This window comes from Pseudomonas sp. MONT-RG-20F-20-E-7-02, from assembly GCF_022662395.1.
Lineage (GTDB): Bacteria > Pseudomonadota > Gammaproteobacteria > Pseudomonadales > Pseudomonadaceae > Aquipseudomonas.
In genome coordinates this window covers 84,224-106,635 of the sequence record NZ_JAKNQN010000005.1, presented here as the reverse complement: position 1 = coordinate 106,635, position 22,412 = coordinate 84,224, and the positions used below count along the sequence as shown (strand labels likewise).

Here is a 22,412-nt window from a genome sequence, read left to right as displayed (position 1 = left end):
TCTAGTTGAAGGAATAATGCTTCATTGACGGAATAAGCAGCCGCCTTAAAATCGGCGTTCTTTCATAGGACGCCGGGCACGCCATGGACCTTCGCCAACTGCGCTACTTCATAGCGCTTAACGAGCACCGCAGTTTCGTGCGCGCCGCCGACGCCATGGGCATCACCCAACCCGCCTTCAGCCGCAGCATCCAGGGCCTGGAACAGGAATTCGGCTGTGTGCTGGTGGACCGCGCCCATAAAGAACTGCGCCCCACCCCGGAAGGCCAGGTGGTACTGCAACACGCGCTGAGCCTGGTGCAAGGCGCGGCATTGCTTAGCCATGAAGTTACGCGCATGACCAAGCTCGATGCTGGCGAAGTGCGGTTTGGCAGCGATGCGGTGGCGGCTGTCACCTTGGTGCCCGAGGCACTGGCACGCTTTATCGGCGTCTGCCCCAAGGTACGCAGTGTTTTGCAGGTCGCTAACTGGGAACACCTCAGGCGCAGCCTGAGCCGCGACGAAATCGAATTTTTTATCGCCGATGTGCGCCATTTCGAAGCCGACCCAAACTTCCAGGTCCAAGCCCTGAGGCCTCGGCGCAGCGTGTTTTTCTGCCGTAACGGGCACCCACTGCTGGCCAAGGACAGCCTGTCCACCAACGACCTGTTCGACTACCCGCTGGCCACGCCGCTGATCGCACCCGGCATTCGCAAACTGCTGGCCAACCTGAGCGGACGCATCGACTTCAGTCCCGCCATCGAACTTGAGCAGTTCGCCGCGCTGACCCGCATCGTGCGTCAGTCCGACGCCATAGGCCTGGGCGCTGAAGAGGCCTTCGTCGACGCGTTCGCCGGTGGCGACTTGCAGGTGCTGCACTGGCGCAACCTACCGCACGCCCTGGACAATTTGAACAACCGTTGTGGGGTGATCAGCCGCGCTGGGGTGCGTTTGTCGCCTGCGGCGAAGGCGCTGATCGAAACCCTTCTTGCGGTGGAAAACCAAGCCGATTGGCGCGGGCAAACGTGCCGAAATCATTGAAGCGAACGCCCATCTCGCGCATTACGCTGTGCGCCACCCTGGCCGTCATCTGGCGGATGTAAAACGGCTCTTTCACCACAAAATGGTGGATGCCATGGGTGCTGCCGAAGTTGAAGCAGAACGCCTGCAGCGGCCACATCCACCACGGGTTGAGCACTTGGGTTTGCTGGATCACATTGCCCAGCTCCACATCGCCGTAGTAGTGCATGTTGGAGCTGACAAAGTGCAGGCAAAAAGTGCGCAACACGTTGGGGCCGATGATCACTACGGCGGCGATGTCGATCACGTGCATCATCTGCAATGTGCCGGCTGACCACTCGATCGGCGTGCCCGTCAGGCTGGCAATGCCATTGGCGGCATGGAAGCCGAGGAACACATACCACGCGCCCCAATGCAGTAGTGCCAGCGGTGCGTAAACCAGCAGGGAGCGCTTGAGAATCTTGAGTTTGTGCTGCCAGGTCCTGGCGCGCAGCATGCGGATAAAGGCCGACATGACGTTGTCACCCACCATCAGCAACCGCGCAATGCCCCACGGCTCGCCATTGGTGATGGCGCGCTCTTCCATGTCAGTCTCGGTGCCTGACACCTTGTGGTGATTGAGGTGCAGGTGGCGGCGTATCCACGGGTTGATGGTGCTCGGCCGCGCCAGCCACACCAGGCCCATCATCAGGTTGTGCGCAACGCGCTGCTTGCGAAAGTACATGCTGTGGATCAGGTCGTGTTCCAGCTCATGGGTCAGCGAGGCGAAGAAGGCGTTGAGCAGCAGGCACACCCACCAGGCCATATGCCCGGTCATGTACAGCGCCGCAGAGCCGAGCATGCCGAGCAAGGCAAACGCCAGAATGCCCGCGCCCAGCGCGTCCTGGTGCCGCAGCCAGGGGTGCTGCTGGCGCAACCTGAGGCCTTCGGCGAGCACCACTTCACGGATATGTGCTGAACGCTGTTGCGCGTTCATCTGTTGGGGACTTGCAGAAGTACCGTCCATGCTCCCATCCTCTTGTTTACTGATGCGTCCATCCTGCCCCAAGCGATCTGGCAGGACGCTAGCCCCGGACGCCAACTTGTTGACCGCAAGCGCCAATCGTCATGACCGAAGCCACTTCCCTCGCCAGCTGGACCCGCGCCCTGCGTAAACAGCTCGATGCCCTGAACCTCGACAGCGCCGCACTGTGCGCCCAGGCCGGGCTTGACCCGCAGCAGATGGACGACCCGAATGCGCGCTACCCGTTGTCGGCCACCACACGCTTGTGGGCGCTGGCAGTGCAGGCCAGCGGCGACCCGGCCATTGGCCTGCGGGTGTCGCGGTTTGTCAGCCCCACCACCTTTCATGCGCTGGGGTATGCGCTGGTGGCCAGCGGCAGTCTGCGTGAGGTGTTCGAGCGGATCGTGCGTTACCACCAAGTGGTCAGCGATGCCCTGACACTGGAGCTTAGCCGAGAGGGCGAACGCTATCGCTTTCGTCTGCTGCAACCGCCCGGCAGCCCGGCGCCGGCGCTGGAAGCGATTGATGCGTTTGCGGCGATCTATGTGCGCACCTGCCGTAATCGTCTGGGCCGTGAATACGCGCCGCTGGCGGTGTACCTGCGGCGGCCGGAACCGGCTGATCCCAAGCCCTGGCACACGGTATTTCGCGCGCCGGTATTCTTTGGCGCCGAAGAGGACCGCCTGGAGTTTGCCGCGCGGGATTTCGACAGCCACTTGGACGACGCCAACCCTGAGTTGGCCGAACACAATGAAACCGTACTCAAACGCACCCTCGCCCAGCTGCAACCGCTGACCTGGGAGCGCAAGGTGCGCGCGGTTATCGAGGCGCAGTTGCCCGAAGGTGAGCCCAGCGCCGAGCGGGTTGCCCAGGCGCTGCACTTGAGTTTGCGCAGCTTGCAGCGGCATTTGGCGGATGAAGGCTGTCGGTTTGATGCGCTGCTCAATGAGTGCCGGGAGAACCTGGCACTGCTGCACCTGCGCGACCCGCAGTGTTCATTGGCCGAGATCAGCCATTTGCTCGGGTTTGCCGATACCAGCAGTTTTAACCGGGCGTTCAAGCGCTGGACGGGGCTGACGCCGGGGCAGTTTCGGGATGGGTTGCGGTAGGTAGATGTGGGGTGAGTTTGAGGGCCTCATCGCGGGCAAGCCCGGCTCCCGCATTTGACGGTGTTCACACATCAACCTGTGGGAGCTGGCTTGCCTGCGATGGCGATAGCCCCGGCAACCCATAAACTGGATCAGTCAGCGCCCACGATCCCGGCGCAATAATTTCCTTACCCGCGCCACCAGTGCTTTGGCATCAAACGGCTTGAGCAAATAATCATCCTCATGCAATTCCAATCCCCGCAACCGGTCTTCAATCCCGCCCGGCGTGGTCAGGAACAACATCGGCGTCTCACCCTTGAGCCGAATCGCCTGCTGCAACTTCCAGGCATTCAAGCCCGGCAGCATCACATCCAGGATAACCAGCTCGTATTCAGTGCTCTCAACCAGGCGCAACGCCGCCATGCCATTGGCCGCGACTTCGACGCTGTAACCGGCCTCGTTCAAACCCTGGGCCATCCGCCGTGCCTCTTCGGCTTCATGTTCCACTAACAGCACACGCATAACGCACCTCGATTGATCAGGCTTGCAGGCTAACACCCTCAGGTGTGCGCCGCCTCACGCAGTCGCGGCGCATCAAGGATTTCGATCTCGCCATAGCCCAGGCGCACGATGCCTTGGGCCTGCAAGTCCTTGAGCAACGCGTTGGTGGTTTGGCGTGACAGGCTCAACATCGCCGCCAGGTCTTCCTGGGGCAGTTGCAGCACACTTTTTGAGCGCTCGGTATCGCCATAACCTTCCACAATCATCAACAAACGATGAGCCAGGCGAACCGAAGCCGGCATCAGGCTCAACTGTTCGATGTTGATAAAGCTCAGGCGCAGTTTCTGGCTCATCAGCAGCGCCAGGTCGCGCCAGTACTGGGGCGACTCGTCGAGGACTTTCAGCAGCGCGTGCTGCGGCACCTGCAACAGCGTGCACGGCCCGACGGCGCAGGCGTCGTGGGTGCGCGGCAGGCCGTCGAACAGGCAGATTTCGCCAAACCAGTACGGCAGCTCCACCAGGCTCAACAGCGCTTCCTTGCCGTGCTCGTTCACCGCGCTGATGCGCAAGGTGCCGTCGAGTACGGCATACAGGCCACACGGCGGGTCGCCGCGCTTGAACAGATACTGCCCCGCCGCCAGCCGGCGCGGCCGGGCGTGGGCCAGCAGGCTATGCTGAAAAGCAGCAGGCAAGTGGCTGAACCACTGACCGGTGGCCAGCTGCGCGTGCCATTTCTGTGGGTCCATGAGCACTCCGAAGATTGTCGCCCAGCTGACAGTCAGTGGCAGGCCGACAGGGCATGATCAAACATCCTACAGGAGGAACAACAATGAAAAGCCTCGTCGACCACCTCAGTCAATACGCCGCCTACCACCGCGACCCGCGCAATATCGCCAGCCACTTTATCGGCATCCCGCTGATTGTCGTCGCCGTGGCGGTGCTGCTGTCACGCCCCGAATGGGCCGTCGGCAGCCTGTGGATATCTCCAGCGGTGCTGCTCGCGCTGTTTTCGGCATGGTTTTACCTGCGCCTGGAATGGGCGCTGGGCGTGCTGATGACGCTGTTGATGGGCTTGTCGGTGTGGGCCGGGCATGTGTTGGCGGCACAGAGCACGTTGGTGTGGCTGAGCAGCGGGATCGGGATGTTTGTGGTGGGCTGGGTGATTCAGTTTGTCGGCCACTATTACGAAGGCAGGAAGCCGGCGTTTGTGGACGATGTGTCGGGGCTGATCGTGGGGCCGTTGTTTGTGGTGGCGGAGTTGGCGTTTCTGGTGGGGTTGCGGGGTGGTCTGAAAAGCCAGATCGAGCAGCGCTCGGGGCCAGTTGCGCGACGTGATGATCGTTCCCACGCTCTGCGTGGGAATGCAGCCCAGGACGCTCCGCGTCCCAAAGCGTGACGCAGAGCGTCACAAGAGGCGTTCCCACGCAGAGCGTGGGAACGATCTGAGGATCAGGCTTTTTGCCAGACCTTGGGTTTGAAGAACAGGGTCTCGCCACGGGCCAAACCGGTCAGGCTGTCGTGGTCTTTTACCACTTCAGCCTCGATCAGCTCGCTTTGGCCTTCGACCTTCAAGGTCACCCGAGTCGTTGCACCGAGCGGCCGAATATCACGTACTTCAGCCGCATGGTGATCTTCCAGCTCATGCCGCGACAGCGACACTTCGTGCGGGCGGAACAGCACGTGTTTGTCCTCGCCCAAATGCAGGCGGTTGGAATCACCCAGGAAGTGATAGACAAAATCGCTGGCCGGGTTTTCGTAGACGTCACCCGGTGAGCCGATCTGCTCGATCACGCCCTTGTTCATCACCACAATGCGGTCGGCGACTTCCATGGCCTCTTCCTGGTCGTGGGTCACGAACACCGAGGTCAGGTTGATGTCTTCGTGCAGGCGCGCCAGCCAGCGGCGCAGTTCTTTACGTACTTTGGCGTCGAGGGCGCCGAAGGGCTCGTCCAGCAGCAGCACTTTGGGTTCTACCGCCAGGGCACGGGCCAGGGCGATACGCTGGCGCTGGCCGCCGGAGAGCTGTTCCGGGTAGCGATCCGACAGCCAATCGAGCTGCACCATGTTCAGCAGTTCGTGGACTTTTACCGCGATCTGGCTTTCATTCGGGCGCTGGTTTTTCGGCTTCATGCGCAGGCCGAAGGCGACGTTGTCGAACACGGTCATGTGGCGGAACAGCGCGTAGTGCTGGAACACAAAGCCAACGTTGCGATCACGCACGTCGTGGCCCGAGACGTCTTCACCGTGGAACACGATGCTGCCGTCATCTGGGGTTTCCAGGCCGGCAATGATGCGCAGCAAGGTGGTCTTGCCGCAGCCGGAAGGGCCCAGCAACGCCACCAGCTCGCCACTCTGGATGTCCAGATTGATGCTGTTCAGGGCCTTGAAGGCGTTGAAATTCTTGCTGACATTACGGACTTCGATCGACATGACTTATTCCTCACCGGCGCTTTTGCGCAGGCGGTTGATACGGTTCTCGCTCCACTGCTTGAGCAGCAGGATGAAGAGCGCCAGGATCAGCAACAGGCTCGCGACGGCAAACGCGGCAACATGGTTGTATTCGTTGTAGAGAATCTCGACATGCAGCGGCAGGGTGTTGGTCACGCCGCGAATGTGGCCGGACACCACCGACACCGCGCCGAACTCGCCCATCGCCCGTGCCGTACAGAGCACTACGCCGTAGATCAGGCCCCATTTGATGTTCGGCACGGTCACGTGCCAGAACATCTGCCAGCCATTGGCGCCGAGCAGGCGCGCGGCCTCTTCTTCCTGGGTGCCCTGCTCCTGCATCAGCGGGATCAGTTCACGCGCCACAAACGGTACCGTCACGAAGATGGTCGCCAGCACGATGCCAGGCAAGGCGAACACGATCTGTATGTCGTGGTCTTGCAGCCACGGGCCGAAGAAGCCCTGGGCGCCGAACATCAACACGTAGACCAGACCGGCGATCACCGGCGACACCGAGAACGGCAGGTCGATCAGCGTGACCAGGATGCTCTTGCCACGGAACGAGTACTTGCTCACGCACCAGGCGGCGCTGACGCCGAACACCAGGTTGAGCGGCACCGAAATCACCACGGCGATCACCGTGAGTTTCAGCGCCGACAGTGCGTCGGGTTCCAGGATGGCGGTGAAAAACGCGCCGAGGCCATTCTTCAAACCCTGGGACACCACGATAAACAACGGCAGCAGCAGGAACAGGAAGAACACCAGCCAACCCAGGCTGATCAGGATGCGCCGCGACACCGCGCTGCCACGACGGGCAGCGTTGGCCGAAGACGCGGCGGAAATAGACGATTGGGACATGTTCCGCGCCTCCTTATGGGTGTTCGATGCGCCGCTGCAGCAAGTTGATCAGCAGCAGCAGGACAAAGGAAACCACCAGCATCATCACGCCAATGGCGGTGGCGCCGGTGTAGTCGTATTGGTCGAGTTTGACCATGATCAGCAACGGCAGAATTTCGGTTTTCATCGGCATGTTGCCGGCGATGAAGATCACCGAACCGTACTCACCCACGCCACGCGCGAAGGCCAGCGCGAAGCCGGTCAACCAGGCGGGCAGCAACGCGGGCACGAGGATGTAGCGGAACACCTGCAAGGGCTTGGCGCCCAGGCAGGCGGCGGCTTCTTCGATTTCCCGCGGGATGTCGGCGAGTACCGGCTGCACCGTACGCACCACGAACGGCAGCGTTACGAAGGTCAGCGCCAGGGTGATGCCCAGCGGGGTGTAGGCGATCTTGAAGCCCAAGTCGGCGGCGAACTGGCCGACCAGCCCGGTGGGCGTGTACAGCGCGGTCAGCGCGATACCGGCGACGGCGGTGGGCAGGGCGAATGGCAGGTCGATCATCGCATCGATGATCTTGCGACCGGGGAAGGTGTAGCGCACCAGCACCCAGGCCAGCAGTGTGCCGATCACGCCATTGATCAGCGCGGCGTAGAGCGCGGTGCTGAAGCTCAGTTTCAATGCCGCCAGCACGCGCGGTGCGGAAATAATGGCCCAGAACTGATCCCAAGTGAGTTGAGCGGCGTGTACGAACATCGCCGCGAGCGGGATGAGTACGATCAGGCTGAGGTACACCACGGTGTAGCCCAGCGTCAGCCCGAAGCCGGGTATGACGGGGGAAATACGACGCGACATAAGAGTCCTTGGTTAAAAGGTAGAAACCACTGTAGGAGCGCACTCTCTGCGGGACCTGGCTCTTCTGTGGGAGCCGGGCTTGCCCGCGATGCAGGCACCACGGTGTGTCAGGCACACTGTGGTGATGCTATCGCAGGCAAGCCAGCTCCCACATGAGCCCAGCGCCTACAGAAAATCACGCTCCTACAGGTACTTTGGTTTACTGCGCCGAATAGATCTGGTCGAACACGCCGCCGTCGTTGAAGAATTTCGGTTGGGCAGTTTTCCAGCCGCCGAAGTCTTTGTCGATAGTCACCAGATCCAGTTTCGGGAACTGCTGGGCGTATTTGGCGGCGACTTTCTCATCGCGTGGGCGGTAGAAGTTCTTCGCCGCAATCTCTTGGCCAGCCGGGCTGTACAGGTGCTTGAGGTATTCGGTAGCGATTTCGGTGTTGCCCTTTTTCTCGGCGTTCTTGTCGACCACGGCCACTGGCGGCTCGGCGAGAATCGACAGCGAAGGCACAACGATGTCGAACTTGTCGGCGCCGCCGTCTTCCTTCAGGGCCAGGAAGGCTTCGTTTTCCCAGGCCAGCAACACGTCACCCTGACCGTTGTTGACGAAGGTGATGGTCGAACCGCGAGCACCGGTGTCGAGGATCGGCACGTGCTTGAACAGCTCTTTCACGTATTCCTGGGCCTTGGCTTCGCTGCCACCGGCTTTCAGGCCGTAGGCCCAGGCGGCGAGGAAGTTCCAGCGGGCACCGCCGGAGGTTTTCGGGTTCGGGGTGATCACGGACACGTCTTTCTTGATCAGGTCGCCCCAATCCTTGATGCCTTTAGGGTTGCCCTTGCGCACCAGGAACACGATAGTCGAGGTGTACGGGGTGCTGGCGTCCGGCAGGCGGGTTTGCCAGTTCTCCGGCAGGGTCTTGCCCAATTTGGCGATTTCGTCGATGTCACCGGCCAGGGCCAGGGTCACCACGTCGGCGCGCAGGCCGTCGATCACCGCTCGGCCTTGCTTGCCCGAGCCACCGTGGGATTGCTGGATCTTGACGTTGTCGCCGGGGTGGGACTGTTTCCAGAAGTTGGTGAACTCAGCGTTGTAGTCCTGGTACAGCTCACGGGTCGGGTCATACGAGACGTTAAGCAACTCGTAGTCCTTGGCAACAGCGGAACCGGCAAACACAGCGCTGGCCAATGCGGCCAGGGCGTAACGGCGAATCGACGACATAGAAGGCTCCTGAAATTCTTGGGTGTTGGCTTTTCTTATAGTTGCGGGTCTATCGCCGGTGGTGCTTAAGCCGGTTTGTTGCCCGGGTTCTGCAAACGGAATTTTTCCTTGCGTTCGATCTGTACCACTTGGGCGTTGTGCACAGTGATTTCCACCGCGCCAAACCGCAGGTCGCGCAGGGCGCTCTGGATCTCACGCAAAATGGCTGCTTCGTCCTGGCCGTCGACGCTACGTAGAGATGCGCTCATGGTCTCGCTCCTGAAATGAATAGTGCCTGGCAGTGGCGGCACTGCTTGCGGCGTGAGGGCGATAGTAGATAAGCGCGGATATTCTTAAAAATACTATTTAAGAATGTTTATATAACCAGAAAGAATTTTCTGGCAGGACGTGGGGTTGCAAGGGTTTTAGCACCGAAAATACCGTTAACCAGGCGCTGCGTAACCCTGTGGGAGCCGGGCTTGCCCGCGATAGCGGTGTGTCAGGCACAGAACATTTCGCCTGAAAGTCCCTCATCGCGGGCAAGCCCGGCTCCCACATTGACCGAGTTGTGCCTAGCGGATAGCAGGTGCCCGGTACCAATCAATCTCCTGTGCCGGCATCGGCCTGCCAAACCAATACCCCTGCCCCAGATCGCATTCCTGCTCCAACAGGAACCGCGCCTGTTCCACTTGCTCGATGCCTTCGGCGTGCACCTGCATGCCCATGCTTTTTGCCAGGGCGATCACCACGCGCACAATCGCCGCGTCATCCTCATCCCACGGCAACCCGGCGACAAAGCCCTGGTCGATCTTGAGTTTCTGCACCGGCAGGCGCTTGAGGCGCAGCAACGACGAATAGCCGGTGCCAAAATCGTCGATGGCCAGCCGCAAGCCCAGCTCACGCAGGCGGTGCAGTTGCTCGAGGGCGACTTCGGGGTCATCCATCACCGCGCTTTCGGTGACTTCCAACTCAAGGAACGCCGGATCGAGACCGGTGGCGTGCAGCACCTGGGCAACTTGCTCGTACAGCTCGCGCCGGGCAAACAGCCGGCTGGAGACATTCACCGCAACAAAGCTCAGCGGCGCGCCGTCCGCCAGCCATTGGCACATCTGGCGACAGGCCTGATCCATCACCCAGGCGTCGATATCGGCTATCAGCCCGGTGCGTTCGGCGATGGGGATAAAATCCCCTGGTGGCACCAGGCCGCGCTCCGGATGCTGCCAGCGCACCAGCGCTTCGACGCCGATCAGGCGGCTGCCGTGCAGGTCATGCACCGGCTGGTAGTAGACGCGCAGTTCCTGTTGGTCGAGGGCACGGCGCAGCTCGCTGGCGATTTCCACGCGGTTCTGCGCGTGGGCGGTCAACTCTTCGGTGTACAAGGCGTAGCTTTCGCGGCCGGCGCTCTTGGCCTTGAACAGCGCGGAGTCGGCATTGCGCAGCAGTTGCTCGGCGCTCAACGCATCGCTCGGGAACAGGCTTATGCCGATGCTGGCGCTGATAAACAGCTGGTGGCCATCAAAGATAAACGGCTGCTTCATTGCATCGAGCATGCGCTGGGCCAAGGCGGCGGCCTGCACCACCTGTGGACAACTTTCGGCCAGCACCGCGAACTCGTCGCCGCCCAGCCGCGCCAACGTCAGGCCAGGGCCGAACAGGCCTTTGAGGCGCTCGCCCACGGCCTTGAGCAACTGGTCGCCGACGTTATGGCCGAGGCTGTCATTGATGATCTTGAAGTGGTCCAGGTCCAGCAACAGCAAGGCACAGCCACGTTTATGCACCTGCGCCGAGGCCAGTGCCTGCTCGGCACGGTCGGTGAACAGCAGGCGGTTGGGCAGGTCGGTCAGCGGGTCGTGGTGAGCGAGGTGGGCCAGTTCGTGTTCGGAATCCTTGATAGCGCTGATGTCGGAAAACACCGCGACGTAGTGGCTGACCTTGCCTGAGTCGTCGTGGATCACGCGAATGGTTTGCCACTGTGGATAAATTTCACCGCTTTTGCGTCGGTTCCAGATCTCGCCGCTCCACTCGCCCGTGCGCTCCAGGGTCTGGAACACCTGCTGGTAGAAACTCGACGAATGGCGCCCGGACTTGAACAGGCTCGGCCGTTCACCCATCACGTCCTCTCGGCTGTAGCCAGTGATCTCCATAAACGCCCGGTTGACGTGCACGATCAGCCCCTGGGCGTCAGTGACCAGCACGCCTTCTCGGGTGCAATCGAACACGGCGGCCGCCTGGCGCAGGCGTTCGCGGTTTTCTTTCAACGGTTGCTGCAACTGGTGGGTACGCGCAAACCGCGCGCACAGCAGGTAAATCGCCAGCGCACTGAGGGCCACCCACACATAGCCGCTCACCTGCAGCCAGCGCCCCACTGCCTGCGGGTCATCGAGAAAGTTGATCAATAGGTGGTGACTGAGCTGGAGCCACACAATGGAAACCAGCAGGTAGACCAGCCCCACGCGCAGGGCACCTCGGTACGAAAACAGCATATGGTCAGTAATCCTTACCAAAAAAACAAAATCGCCCTACAAAGGCTGCGGATTATAGAATAAGAAACATCCAGTCACTTCTATCTGAAAGGGCGGCTGGTTTTCTCTGTAGGCTTAGTGATAATGCGTGAGCTGGTTTTTTCTTTATCTGAGGGCCATACAGCCTATGTGGTACAACGGTTTTCTTGACCTGTCAGCCTGGCAACTGGTGGCAGTCACTCTGTTGATGACCCACGTGACCATCGTTGGGGTCACCGTCTATCTGCACCGCTATTCAGCCCATCGCTCCCTGGAGCTCAATGCCGGCCTGAAACACTTCTTCCGCTTCTGGCTGTGGCTGACCACGGCGCAGAACACCCGCGAGTGGACCGCTATCCATCGCAAACACCACGCCAAATGCGAAACCGTCGACGACCCGCACAGCCCGGTCGTCAAAGGCCTGTCCACCGTGTTGCGCAAAGGCGCCGAGCTGTACCGCGCCGAGGCCGAAAACCCCGAGACCCTGCGTATCTACGGCAAAAACTGCCCGGATGACTGGATCGAACGCAAAATCTATACGCCTTACCCGCTGTTGGGCGTGGCGATCATGGGCGTCATCGACCTGCTGCTGTTCGGCACCATCGGCATCACCATCTGGGCGATCCAGATGATGTGGATTCCCTTCTGGGCGGCCGGCGTGATCAACGGCCTGGGCCACGCCGTGGGCTATCGCAACTTCGAATGCCGTGACGCGGCGACCAACCTGGTGCCCTGGGGCATCATCGTCGGCGGCGAAGAGCTGCATAACAACCACCACACCTACCCCAACTCGGCCAAGCTGTCGGTGAAAAAGTGGGAGTTCGACCTGGGCTGGGCGTGGATCAAAGTGTTCAGCTTCCTGCGCCTGGCCAAGGTGCAGCGCGTGGCGCCCATCGCTCACCGTGTCGAAGGCAAAGGCCATCTGGACATGGACACCGCGATGGCGATTCTCAACAACCGCTTCCAGATCATGGCCCAGTACCGCAAGTTGGTGATTGGCCCGCTGGTCAAGCAGGAGCTGCAGAAGGTCGATCACTCGGTGCGCCACCAGTTCCACCGCGCCAAGCGCCTGCTGTCGCGTGAAACCAGCTTGCTCGATGACCGCCACCATGTGCGTATCCAGAGCATGCTGGAGCACAGCCACGCGCTCACCGTGATCTACGAGAAGCGCCTGGCGCTGCAGCAGATCTGGCTGAAGACCAGCTCCAATGGCCACGACATGCTGGCCGCGATCAAGGAATGGGTGCACGAGGCCGAGGCCAGCGGCATCCAGTCCCTGCGCGATTTTGCCCACCAGTTGAAGACCTATTCGCTGCGCCCTGCAGCGGTCTGACCCGGCATTCACAGCCCGCTTGTTGTGGTGAGCGGGCTTGCCACAACAAGCCCGCTCGCCACAGTAAAAACACCCAGCAAAACTAGCCCATTCTCCACGAAAATCGGCCTACAACCGGTTTCTGACGCCATTTCTTAGTCAAGCCGCTCACGGAACTTCACCGCAATTCACCTCTCTCAATGAACACTTCGCCATCATGGTGACCCCTTGTAGTGATCGCTGCTCCATCCTGCGACGCGCCCAGAGAGAGTTGTACCGATGGTTCACGAAAACCCCTGTTCACTCGATGCTCCTACGGCCGAGGCTCCTCGCCCGGCGGCGGCGGCAACCCTGTTGGCGCTGATGCACGCCCAGGGAGAGGTCGAACGGTTGAGCGAGCGCGAGCAGTTGCTGAGCTCGCTGCTGGTCAGTGTGAATGCTGTGTTGTGGGCCATTGATTGGGAAACGCGCCGCGTGCTGTACGTCAGCCCGGCCTACGAGCGAATCTTTGGCCGTTCAGCCGGTTTGCTGCTTGCCGACCACCGCGAATGGCGCAACAGCATCCACCCCGAAGACCTCGACTACGCCGAACACAGCCTCGCCCGCGTGCTGGAACAAGGCGCCGTGGAGGACCGCGAGTACCGCATCATTACCGCTGACGGGCAGATTCGCTGGCTGAGCGACAAGTGCTACATCAACCAACAGGCCGAGCCCGGCAAGCCGGTGATTGTGGTCGGCATGGCCGAAGACATCACCGAAAAGAAACAGATGGAGCTGGAGCTGCACCGCCTCGCCACCACCGATGTACTGACGCAGAGCAGCAACCGCCGGCACTTTTTCGAATGCGCCAACCAGGCCTTCGACAGCGCCTGCGCCCAAGGCTCGCCATTGGCATTCCTGTTGCTGGACATCGATGACTTCAAGGACGTCAACGACAGCTACGGCCACCTGGAGGGCGATCAGGTGTTGCGGCGTATCGCAGAGAGCGGGCGCGGCGTATTGCGCCGTGGCGACCTGTTCGGGCGCATTGGCGGCGAAGAGTTCGCCGCCGTGTTGCCCGGTTGTGCGCCGGAGATGGCGTTGCAGGTGGCCGAGCGGCTGGGCAAGGAGATTCAGGCGCTGAGCTTCAGCTTTGAAGGCCGGCAGTTCACCGTGACCGTCAGCCAGGGCTTGGCCAGCTTGCGTGAAGAAGATTCAACCCTGGACAGCCTGTTTGCGCGGGCCGATGCGGCGATGTATGAAGCCAAGCGCCAGGGAAAAAACCGCGTAATCGCGGGTTAACCCGAATCAAAAATGTGGGAGCCAGCTCCCACATAGGCCAGCGCCCACAAGGGGCTGCTAGGCTTTGCGCACCCGCGTCAGCTCTGACAACCCGACCCGCAGCAAGCGCGCCGTCTTACAGCCGGCCAGCGCTTCCAGCCCTTCGTGCTCGGTCAGCCGCGCCATTTGCGCCGCCAGGTTCATCACCAGCGATTCACGCGAATACACCCCGCCTTCGAGCGAGTAGATCGCCGCAATCAGTTGGCGCAGTTCCAACGGCAAGCGCCAACGCGCGCGCAAGGCCGAACCATAAGCGGCACCAAACGTGTCCAGCGACTCACCAATCGCTTCGTCGTCCAACGACCCGCCACCCTGGCGCCAGTCTTCCAGGCAACGCAACAACGCCAAATCGCCCAGCCGATGCAGGATGCCGGCGCTGTAGCAGCGCTCGTGGTCCAGCTCCAGCATGCGCGCCAGGCGGCCGGCATAGTCGGCGGTGTCCTGGGACAACTGCCAATGGCGCTCGGCAAAGGCCAGCAGCGCCGGGTCGCCCAACACGACGTTGTGCTTAAGCGCCAGGCCCAGGATCAGGTTCATGCTTTGCCCGGCCGCCAGTTTGTGCAGCGCCTCCGACAGCGTTTGTACCGGCGTGCCGTGATGGCCGGCGCTGTTGGCGGCGGCGATCAGTACGGCCGTGATCTGCGGGTCCGAGTGCACTCGGTCTTCCAGCTGTTTAAGGTCCAGGCCATCGGGTGTGAGGCTGTGCTGGACGGCGTCTTTGACGTCCACCCGCAACGGCGCGCCGTCGCAGGCGTCACGGCGGCGCTCCAGGAACACTGGCAAGGTCATGCCGGGCGCCAGCGGCGGGATCTCGCAATACACGCTTTCGCCTTCGTTGAGCAGCAGGTCTTGCAGACGCTGCGTGAGGCCTTCCATGTTCAGCGGTTTGGTTAGGTACGCCGTTGGCGCCAGGGGCAAGGCTTCACGCACGCTGGCGCTGTCATTGCGACTGCTCAGCAGGATGAAGGGCAATGAGCGGCGCTTCTGGCGCACGCTGCGCAGCAAGCTCAGGCCATCAACGCCCGGCAGCTCCCAATCCGCCAGGATCAGGTCGTAGGTTTTATCTCGCAGCAGCGTGGCCGCTTGCTGCCCATCTGCACACACGTCCAGCCGTGCGTCGCAGCGCACATTCAACAACACTTGTTTGAGTAAGTCCCGCGACCAAGGGTCCGCCTCGGCAATCAGCACTCGGGGTACAGCCGGTAAATCAACAGCAGTCATCCAGCACGCTCCATCGGCAATGCTGCAACCTTAGACAATCAAGCCCCCTGCGTACAATGAACATGGCCTGAATGTGTTGCATCGGGCACAAAAAAACCCGCCGAAGCGGGTTTTTTCTGTCGATCAGGTCAGCTCGCGCTTACAGCTCGGAGAAGCACTCTTCGATGATCGCCAAACCTTTGTCCAACTGCTCGTCCGGCGAGGTCAGCGGGACCAGCACGCGCAACACATTGCCGTAGGTACCGCACGACAGCAGGATCAGGCCCTTGTCACGCGCCTTGGCCACCACGGAGGCAACGGCAGCGGCGTTCGGCTTGTGGCTGTCGCCACCTTCAAACAGCTCCACCGCGATCATCGCGCCCAGGGCACGCACTTCACCGATCACCGGGTACTTGGCTTGAATGGCTTTCAGGCCCGTCACCAGGCGCTCGCCGACTGCCTTGCAGCGGTCCAGCAGGTGCTCTTCTTCGAACACTTCCATCACCGCCAGGGCCGCGGCGCACGCGATCGGGCTACCGGCGTAGGTGCCGCCCAGGCCGCCTGGGGCGATGGCGTCCATGTATTCAGCCTTGCCGCACACACCGGCCAACGGGAAGCCGCCGGCGATGGATTTGGCGAAGGTGGTCAGGTCGGCGGCAACGCCCATCTGTTCCATGGCGAAGAAGGTGCCGGTACGGCCGGCACCGGTTTGCACTTCGTCGGCGATCAGCAGGATGCCGTGCTTGTCGCACAGTTCGCGCAGGCGCTTCATGAAGGATTTAGGTGCGACGTAGAAACCGCCTTCGCCCTGCACCGGCTCGATGATGATCGCAGCGATATCACGCGGCTCAGCATCGTTTTTGAAGATGCGTTCGATGCTGGCGATGGCATCGTCGTCGCTCACACCGTGCAGTTCGTTCGGGAACAGCGCACGGAACACGCCGCCTGGCATCAGGCCCATGCCGGCCGAGTAAGGCACGACTTTGCCGGTCAGGCCCAGGGTCATCATGGTGCGGCCGTGGTAGGCGCCGGTGAAGGCGATCACACCGGCACGGCCAGTGGCAGCGCGGGCGATCTTCACGGCGTTTTCTACGGCTTCGGAACCAGTGGTGACCAGCAGGGTTTTCTTGGCGAAATCGCCTGGCACCTTGGCGTTGATTTTTTCACACAGTTCCACGTAAGGCTCGTAGGCCAGAACCTGGAAGCAGGTGTGGGTCAGCTTGTTCAGCTGTTCAGTCACGGCAGCGATGATTTTCGGGTGCACGTGGCCGGTGTTCAGCACGGCGATACCGCCGGCGAAGTCGATGAACTCGCGACCTTCAACGTCGGTCACGGTGGCGTTCTTCGCGGATTCGGCGAAGATCGGGTGAATCTGGCCAACACCACGCGGTACAGCGGCTTCGCGGCGTTTCATCAGGGATGCGTTGGTCTTGCTCATAAAGTCCTCATTCGCCACTCATCGGGTGGCGTGGTCCAAGGAATACGTGGCGGGGGGGCAACTACGGCAGCATGCGATGATCGACTGCCACAGCTTTCCCGGCCACTACGAATAACGGTGTGAAACACGCAAAGGGTCAGCGCTCTCGTGCCCTCTGCGTTTGCTGCGATCTCTTACCGGTCAGATGCCCAGGCAGAGGTATTTGATTTCCAGGTAATCCTCGATCCCGTACTTGGAGCCTTCACGGCCCAGGCCCGAGGCCTTGATGCCGCCGAACGGCGCCACTTCGTTGGAGATCAACCCGGTGTTGACGCCGACCATGCCGTATTCCAGGGCTTCAGCCACACGGAACACACGGCCCAGGTCGCGGGCGTAGAAGTAGGAGGCCAGGCCGAACTCGGTGTCGTTGGACATCGCGATCACTTCGGCTTCGTCTTTGAAGCGGAACAGCGGCGCCAGTGGGCCAAAGGTTTCTTCCTTGGCAACGGCGGCGTCTTTCGGCACGTCAACCAGAATGGTCGGCTCGAAGAAGTTGCCTTCCATCACCTTGCCACCGGCCAGCAGCTTGGCGCCTTTGCTCAGGGCATCAGCGATGTGCTCCTGAACCTTGGCCACGGCTTTTTCGTCGATCAGCGGGCCGGTGGTGGTGCCTTCTTCCAGACCGTTGCCGATCTTGAGTTTGGCCACAGCCACTTTGAGTTTCTCGGCGAACGCGTCGTACACCGAATCCTGAATGTACAGGCGGTTGGCGCAGACGCAGGTCTGGCCGTTGTTGCGGTATTTGGAAATGATCGCGCCTTCGACAGCCTTATCCAGGTCCGCATCGTCGAACACGATAAACGGCGCGTTGCCGCCCAGTTCCAGGGAAACTTTCTTGATGTCCTTGGCGCATTCGGCCATCAGCTGGCGACCGATTTCGGTGGAGCCGGTGAAGGACAATTTACGCACGATCGGGTTGCTGGTCAGCTCGCCGCCGATGTCGCCGGCACTGCCGGTGACCACACTCAGCACGCCTTTAGGGATGCCGGCACGGTGCGCCAGCTCAACCAGGGCCAGAGCCGAGAACGGCGTTTGCGAAGCCGGCTTGATCACCATGGTGCAACCGGCGGCCAGGGCCGGGCCGGCTTTACGGGTGATCATCGCGGCCGGGAAGTTCCACGGCGTGATTGCAGCGGTTACGCCGATCGGCTGCTTGATCACGATCAGGCGCTTGTCGGGCTGGTGGCCGGGAATGACGTCACCGTAGATACGCTTGGCTTCTTCGGCGAACCACTCGATAAAGGAGGCGGCGTAGACGATTTCGCCCTTGGCTTCGGCCAACGGCTTGCCTTGTTCCAGGGTCATCAGGCGACCGAGGTCGTCCTGGTTTTCGATCAGCAGCTCGAACCAACGGCGCAGCTTGTTCGCGCGCTCCTTGGCGGTCAGCGCACGCCAGGCCGGCAGCGCCTTGTCGGCGGCTTCGATGGCGCGGCGGGTTTCGGCAGCGCCCATCTTCGGCACAGTGCCGAGAATCTCGCCCGTGGCCGGGTTGTTGACCTTGATGGTTTGACCGTTGTCCGCATCCACCCAAGCGCCATCGATAAAGGCTTGTTGGCGGAACAACTGGGTATCTTTGAGCTGCATGTCGGCTTTCCTTAACAGCACCGCGCGCGCGCGGAGCGAATTAGAGTTGTTGAAAGGCGCCTTGTGGGCTGCCGTCAGGGAAATCAGCCCCAGCGCGCGGGAACAGTGAAAGAGCGCACGGGAGACAGAGCGTTTGAAATCTCAAACGAATCCTAGGATCAATGGGGGTACAGGGCAATAGTCTGTTCGAAAAAAAGAACGAAAACGGCGCATTTGCCTAATCTTTCTGATCAGCGTGATACAGCCGGGTTCCAGCGCCTCGACCACCGGCACCCGGCGCAGAGCCGCTATGCAGCAATTTCCTACCCATAAACGGCCAAAGACCGGCATGGACGCCCAAGGGCGACATGGGTATGATGTCTCCCGCACAAGCATCCGTAGCTCAGCTGGATAGAGTACTGCCCTCCGAAGGCAGGGGTCGTGGGTTCGAATCCCGCCGGGTGCACCATATAGCAGTCTCGGGCTGTCTCGGACAGTCTACGAAACACCCCCAAGAAGCCCGCCCCGTGCGGGCTTTCTTGTTTCTGGCTATCCATCCCTGTCCACCCCTATAACTTCCCGCCGTGTGCCTTTTGCAAAGAGATCTATGATCTGGCCCGCATAACAGGACGAGCCGTCCACAACCCTCTTGAAGGTCTCAGCAAATTCCTGCAATCACGTAGCGCTGAAAACTATGCACACGTTTCGATTGAAGAACTGCCTGCGCTACTTCGAGCGATCAACTCCTACCCTCACGCAAAGGACGTTCGCAATGGGCTTCGCTTGCTTTCCTTATTAGCATCGCGCCCGAGCGAGATCCGCGAAGCATGCTGTGAGAAATCGACCTCTCCAAAAAGCTATGGACGATCCCAGCCGAGCGAATGAAACGTCGTCGCGAACATGTGGTGCCTCTCTCTCGACAGGCAATAGAAGCGCTAACTGAGTTACGGACACTGACAGGTGCGTACCCTCTCCTATTTCCTGGCAGGTAAGAAAGCACAATCCCCCGTAGCAACACCGTCTTTGTTATGGCACAGAAAGAACACTCCAAGATCGAGAAGGAAGCGGCTCATCTGGCAAACACCGTGTTAGAAGAAAAGTGGAACGAGGTCGCGAAAGCGCTACTGGAAACCGGGGGTAAGTTGTGGGCTGCACGCAACCTGATTAGTCGTGATCCGGTTTCATTGATGAAGCTGGATATCCCTGAACAGGGTGAGCGCTTCGGAAGCTGGACCTGGCGAGAGCTCGCAGATCGCTCGCGCCAACACAGCCTGATTGACCTACTGGCAGCCCAACCCACACCTCCCCCGAAGCAGCCTGAGCAAGGCAGGCTGTTTCGGGTCTGCCATCGGTCTAACCATGAATAAACCACTTTCGGCCCAGAGTGTGTAAAAAGGCTTCGCCAAAATTGAAGTGTGCGCGTCTACGTTAAATCTGAAATTTATTGGCCCGTCAGCAGATGTGGATTTCGCATAGAAGCGCGATTTTTAGTCAGGTTTTGAGTACCTGTCGCGCTGAAAAACGTTTTTACACAGCCTCGGCCAGAAGCGGTCGCCTGGGGTCTACGAAGCTAGGGACGATTCAGTAACCTTAACTTTTTTCATATTATTTATTCGCGTTGATTATTGTTGAGTCGTGCGCAATGGCTTTGCTGGATTACCAAGTACTGTTGTATAAGGTGCCACGCTTTTCGTTACAACGGCCCCCATCCCAACAACGGCGCCCTCACCAATGACTATTGGTCTGTCGGGAGAGCCGTGACGAATAATCGCGCCAGTTCCAATGTAGGCATGATCTTCGATTACGACACGTCCATTGCAATGCACGTTAGGGGCGAACGTCACAAAGTTACCAATCACACAGTCATGGGCAACATACGAATAAATATTTGCGTGAAAAAAGTCACCGATTTTTGCATTCGCAGTAATAGTGGTAAATGGGCAGAGGATAGCGCCTTGACCAATAGTATTGTTGCTCAAATTCAGGGCATTCAGAGCTGAAATAGTGAATGGCGTTATGCCCGCTGAAATAAGGCGTTCGGAGATTTCCTGCCTCGGTTTACTGTCAGCGATAGCGATGTTGAAAAACTTTTCCCCCTCCATGCTTAAGAAAGACTCGGTACTCACCACATCATAGCCATTCACGGTGTTATCTTTCAAATTATCGACTACGAAGATAATTTTGAAGTTATCTTGATCTATCACGCTCGACATTGCGTTGACCAGAGGTGCAACCTCACGCCCAAAACCGCCGGCGCCTACAATTGCGTAAATTTTCATCTCCGCTCCTAAAAATTTTTCTGAATTATTCCTGGTCTGAGCGACTCTACAGCCGAAGTTTCCAGTATAGGGAGCGCATTGAGTGTTCTAGTGCGCGGTTCTCGAAATAACTTAGTTATAATTTTCGGATTAAAGCGCCTCCAGCATTCGTTGAATTTTGCTCAAAATCCTTTCTCCCTTTGCGCTCCACACATATTGGGTTGGCTGAGTATTGCGTAACCCCCTGGATGTTGCAATTGCGCTTTCTAGCTCAAGCACGGGGGCGAAATTGCCATCGCGCAGGCACACCTTGATGCCTCGAAATAAGCGCGCCACACCTAGAAACTGGATGTCGGGGGGGAATTGAATAGGGAAGCATGGATGCTCTGTTTGCCTGATTTTCACCGCCGCATAGCAGATACCGTAGCTTGATTGTTGGGCTGGAAAAGCACGTCAACCGTGAAATGTTGTCCCGGGGTTCGCCTTCGGCATCCAGCAGGATAATGCGTGTCGCCGGCCTTCTCGCTGAAGGATGGCGGCAGCTGAATGGGTCAACAGTCACATCTCAAATAATACAGTTCTGTGTAAGGGCCCGTTAGCCCGTCAGAGGTAGGGGCAGTTAGAAGTTGGCGCGATTTCTGCTTAAGCCTTCTTTGGATAATACGGGACGACATTTCATTGACGGCAGTGTGTACCATGAAAAACATCATCAAGTTGTTAGTTCCTGAGGTGCCTAAAGTCGAGCAGATCCTCCCTTACTGGCAGCAAATCGATGAAAACCAGTGGTACACCAACTTCGGCCCGCTTGTAATCGAGCTTGAACGTCGGCTGTCGCTCTCATTTAGTCGGGAGCCAACGCAGGTACACGTTGTATCTATGGCGAATGGTACCTGTGCGCTGCAAATAGCTTTGGAAGCTTTGAAGCTACGCCGCGGGGCCCGCGTGCTGGTGCCCGGATTGACATTCGTCGCCACGGCAACTGCGATCATCAGGGCAGGGCTCACTCCCTTGATCAGTGACGTAAACTCCGAAAGCTGGTTGCTGACGCCCGCTATCGCACGCGCAGCACTCCCTGAAATGCCATTCGACGCAGTGATGCCAGTATCCACTTACGGCTGCCCCCAGGATGTCGCAGGCTGGGACCTGTTCAGTGCCGAAACCGGAATCCCTGTTGTTATCGACGCCGCAGGTGCCTGGGGTAATCAGAAGATCGGCGTGACCACCAAAGTCGCCTTCAGCCTGCACGCCACTAAGGCCCTCGGTGGTGGAGAAGGGGGTTTCGTCGCTTCGCGCAACCATGCCTATGCCCAGAGCATGCGAACGTTGAGTAACTTCGGTATCGATGCACACAGCGGCGGGCTAGTCTTCGAGGCGGGTGAGAACGGCAAGATGAGCGAATATCACGCCGCTGTTGCATTGGCTGCCCTGGACAACTGGCCAACCGTTGCTGAAGCACGCCGCAACCTGCATCAACACTACACCGAGCAGCTTCTGGAAAAAATTCCCGCGCTGAAACTTCAGGCCAAGCCCATGGATGGCGTTTACAGCCTGATGCTGGTGCTACTGCCCGAGGGATTCCGGGCTGCTGATATTCAACTGCGGCTGCTGGGCAAAGACATCGAAACCCGCCGCTGGTACTGCCCACCCTTGCAAGACCATCCGGCCTTTCAGGCGTTCGCGAAGGGCCCGCTGCCAATAGTTGATCTCCTGGCTGAACGCCTGTTGGGTTTGCCATTTCATCTTTCATTGAACGATGCAAGCATCCGAAGAGTTATCGATTGCCTGGCTGAGTCGCTTGCTGAAAAGCAGGTGAGTTAATGACCGTTATGCCTTGTGAAAAGCCTCTGGTCGTCATAGTCACTGG

At 59.7% G+C, this 22,412-nt stretch carries 20 protein-coding genes, 1 tRNA gene and 1 pseudogene; 9 read left to right on the top strand and 13 right to left on the bottom strand.

Annotation, left to right across the window (positions count from 1 at the left end; translation table 11 throughout):
* Positions 1-83 precede the first annotated feature (83 nt).
* A complete protein-coding gene (locus L8I05_RS16180) occupies positions 84-1,019 on the top strand; it encodes a LysR family transcriptional regulator (RefSeq protein ID WP_242170184.1) in 936 nt (311 codons plus the stop codon).
* Here L8I05_RS16180 and L8I05_RS16175 read toward each other — a convergent pair.
* Positions 910-2,004: a fatty acid desaturase gene (locus L8I05_RS16175; protein WP_242170181.1), complete on the bottom strand. Its 1,095-nt coding sequence runs from the start codon at positions 2,002-2,004 to the stop codon at positions 910-912. The genes L8I05_RS16180 and L8I05_RS16175 overlap by 110 nt on opposite strands.
* Before the next feature lie 101 nt (positions 2,005-2,105).
* Between L8I05_RS16175 and L8I05_RS16170 the strand changes: the two genes are divergently transcribed.
* Positions 2,106-3,110 (top strand): AraC family transcriptional regulator, encoded by a 1,005-nt coding sequence (locus L8I05_RS16170; protein ID WP_197626067.1) that lies wholly within the window; start codon positions 2,106-2,108, stop codon positions 3,108-3,110.
* Between the two features lie 135 nt (positions 3,111-3,245).
* On the opposite strand, the gene L8I05_RS16165 is transcribed toward L8I05_RS16170, so the two are convergent.
* Together L8I05_RS16165 and L8I05_RS16160 are read right to left on the bottom strand one after the other, a co-directional pair.
* Complete coding sequence (locus L8I05_RS16165) at positions 3,246-3,611, bottom strand: response regulator (RefSeq protein ID WP_159953619.1); 366 nt, start codon at positions 3,609-3,611, stop codon at positions 3,246-3,248.
* A gap of 38 nt (positions 3,612-3,649) precedes the next feature.
* A complete protein-coding gene (locus tag L8I05_RS16160; RefSeq protein ID WP_242170179.1) occupies positions 3,650-4,336 on the bottom strand; it encodes a Crp/Fnr family transcriptional regulator in 687 nt (228 codons plus the stop codon).
* Positions 4,337-4,419: 83 nt separating this feature from the next.
* Between L8I05_RS16160 and L8I05_RS16155 the strand changes: the two genes are divergently transcribed.
* Entirely contained in the window at positions 4,420-4,986 is a 567-nt protein-coding gene (locus L8I05_RS16155) for an Mpo1-like protein (RefSeq protein WP_242170177.1), read from the top strand.
* A gap of 53 nt (positions 4,987-5,039) precedes the next feature.
* On the opposite strand, the gene L8I05_RS16150 is transcribed toward L8I05_RS16155, so the two are convergent.
* The 6 genes from L8I05_RS16150 to dibA form a co-directional block, all read right to left on the bottom strand.
* A complete protein-coding gene (locus L8I05_RS16150) occupies positions 5,040-6,020 on the bottom strand; it encodes a sulfate ABC transporter ATP-binding protein (protein ID WP_028615256.1) in 981 nt (326 codons plus the stop codon).
* Positions 6,021-6,023: 3 nt separating this feature from the next.
* Entirely contained in the window at positions 6,024-6,896 is an 873-nt protein-coding gene (gene cysW, locus L8I05_RS16145) for a sulfate ABC transporter permease subunit CysW (RefSeq protein WP_159953616.1), read from the bottom strand.
* 13 nt (positions 6,897-6,909) lie between these two features.
* Positions 6,910-7,728, bottom strand: a complete 819-nt coding sequence (gene cysT, locus L8I05_RS16140) for a sulfate ABC transporter permease subunit CysT (RefSeq protein WP_242170175.1) — start codon at positions 7,726-7,728, stop codon at positions 6,910-6,912.
* Between the two features lie 199 nt (positions 7,729-7,927).
* On the bottom strand, positions 7,928-8,938 hold the full coding sequence (locus L8I05_RS16135; protein WP_159953614.1) for a sulfate ABC transporter substrate-binding protein: 1,011 nt from the start codon (positions 8,936-8,938) through the stop codon (positions 7,928-7,930).
* Positions 8,939-9,003: 65 nt separating this feature from the next.
* Positions 9,004-9,186 carry a sulfur starvation response protein OscA gene (oscA, locus tag L8I05_RS16130; RefSeq protein ID WP_010565387.1) on the bottom strand — a complete coding sequence of 61 codons (183 nt, stop codon included), beginning with the start codon at positions 9,184-9,186 and terminating at the stop codon, positions 9,004-9,006.
* A gap of 303 nt (positions 9,187-9,489) precedes the next feature.
* Positions 9,490-11,400: a phosphodiesterase DibA gene (gene dibA / locus L8I05_RS16125; RefSeq protein ID WP_242170173.1), complete on the bottom strand. Its 1,911-nt coding sequence runs from the start codon at positions 11,398-11,400 to the stop codon at positions 9,490-9,492.
* 166 nt (positions 11,401-11,566) lie between these two features.
* Here dibA and desA point away from each other — a divergent pair, with 166 nt between their 5' ends.
* Together desA and L8I05_RS16115 are read left to right on the top strand one after the other, a co-directional pair.
* On the top strand, positions 11,567-12,751 hold the full coding sequence (gene desA, locus L8I05_RS16120) for a delta-9 fatty acid desaturase DesA (protein WP_159953612.1): 1,185 nt from the start codon (positions 11,567-11,569) through the stop codon (positions 12,749-12,751).
* A 258-nt stretch (positions 12,752-13,009) separates the two neighbouring features.
* Entirely contained in the window at positions 13,010-14,011 is a 1,002-nt protein-coding gene (locus tag L8I05_RS16115) for a sensor domain-containing diguanylate cyclase (RefSeq protein WP_242170172.1), read from the top strand.
* Positions 14,012-14,068: 57 nt separating this feature from the next.
* On the opposite strand, the gene L8I05_RS16110 is transcribed toward L8I05_RS16115, so the two are convergent.
* The 3 genes from L8I05_RS16110 to gabD form a co-directional block, all read right to left on the bottom strand.
* Positions 14,069-15,271: an HDOD domain-containing protein gene (locus L8I05_RS16110; RefSeq protein WP_242170170.1), complete on the bottom strand. Its 1,203-nt coding sequence runs from the start codon at positions 15,269-15,271 to the stop codon at positions 14,069-14,071.
* A gap of 139 nt (positions 15,272-15,410) precedes the next feature.
* Positions 15,411-16,688, bottom strand: coding sequence for a 4-aminobutyrate--2-oxoglutarate transaminase (gabT, locus tag L8I05_RS16105; RefSeq protein WP_106577350.1), 1,278 nt, complete (start codon positions 16,686-16,688; stop codon positions 15,411-15,413).
* Between the two features lie 180 nt (positions 16,689-16,868).
* Positions 16,869-18,311: an NADP-dependent succinate-semialdehyde dehydrogenase gene (gene gabD / locus L8I05_RS16100; RefSeq protein WP_177017180.1), complete on the bottom strand. Its 1,443-nt coding sequence runs from the start codon at positions 18,309-18,311 to the stop codon at positions 16,869-16,871.
* A 371-nt stretch (positions 18,312-18,682) separates the two neighbouring features.
* Here gabD and L8I05_RS16095 point away from each other — a divergent pair.
* From L8I05_RS16095 to L8I05_RS16085, 3 genes and pseudogenes are all read left to right on the top strand, one after another.
* Positions 18,683-18,759 (top strand) — tRNA-Arg (locus tag L8I05_RS16095).
* A gap of 125 nt (positions 18,760-18,884) precedes the next feature.
* Positions 18,885-19,279 (top strand): annotated as a pseudogene (locus tag L8I05_RS16090) (tyrosine-type recombinase/integrase); the annotation flags it as partial.
* Between the two features lie 39 nt (positions 19,280-19,318).
* Positions 19,319-19,657 (top strand): hypothetical protein, encoded by a 339-nt coding sequence (locus L8I05_RS16085; RefSeq protein WP_242170168.1) that lies wholly within the window; start codon positions 19,319-19,321, stop codon positions 19,655-19,657.
* Positions 19,658-19,912: 255 nt separating this feature from the next.
* On the opposite strand, the gene L8I05_RS16080 is transcribed toward L8I05_RS16085, so the two are convergent.
* Entirely contained in the window at positions 19,913-20,569 is a 657-nt protein-coding gene (locus tag L8I05_RS16080; RefSeq protein WP_242170166.1) for an acetyltransferase, read from the bottom strand.
* 675 nt (positions 20,570-21,244) lie between these two features.
* Between L8I05_RS16080 and L8I05_RS16075 the strand changes: the two genes are divergently transcribed.
* Positions 21,245-22,366, top strand: coding sequence for a DegT/DnrJ/EryC1/StrS family aminotransferase (locus L8I05_RS16075; protein WP_242170162.1), 1,122 nt, complete (start codon positions 21,245-21,247; stop codon positions 22,364-22,366).
* Positions 22,367-22,412 lie beyond the last annotated feature (46 nt).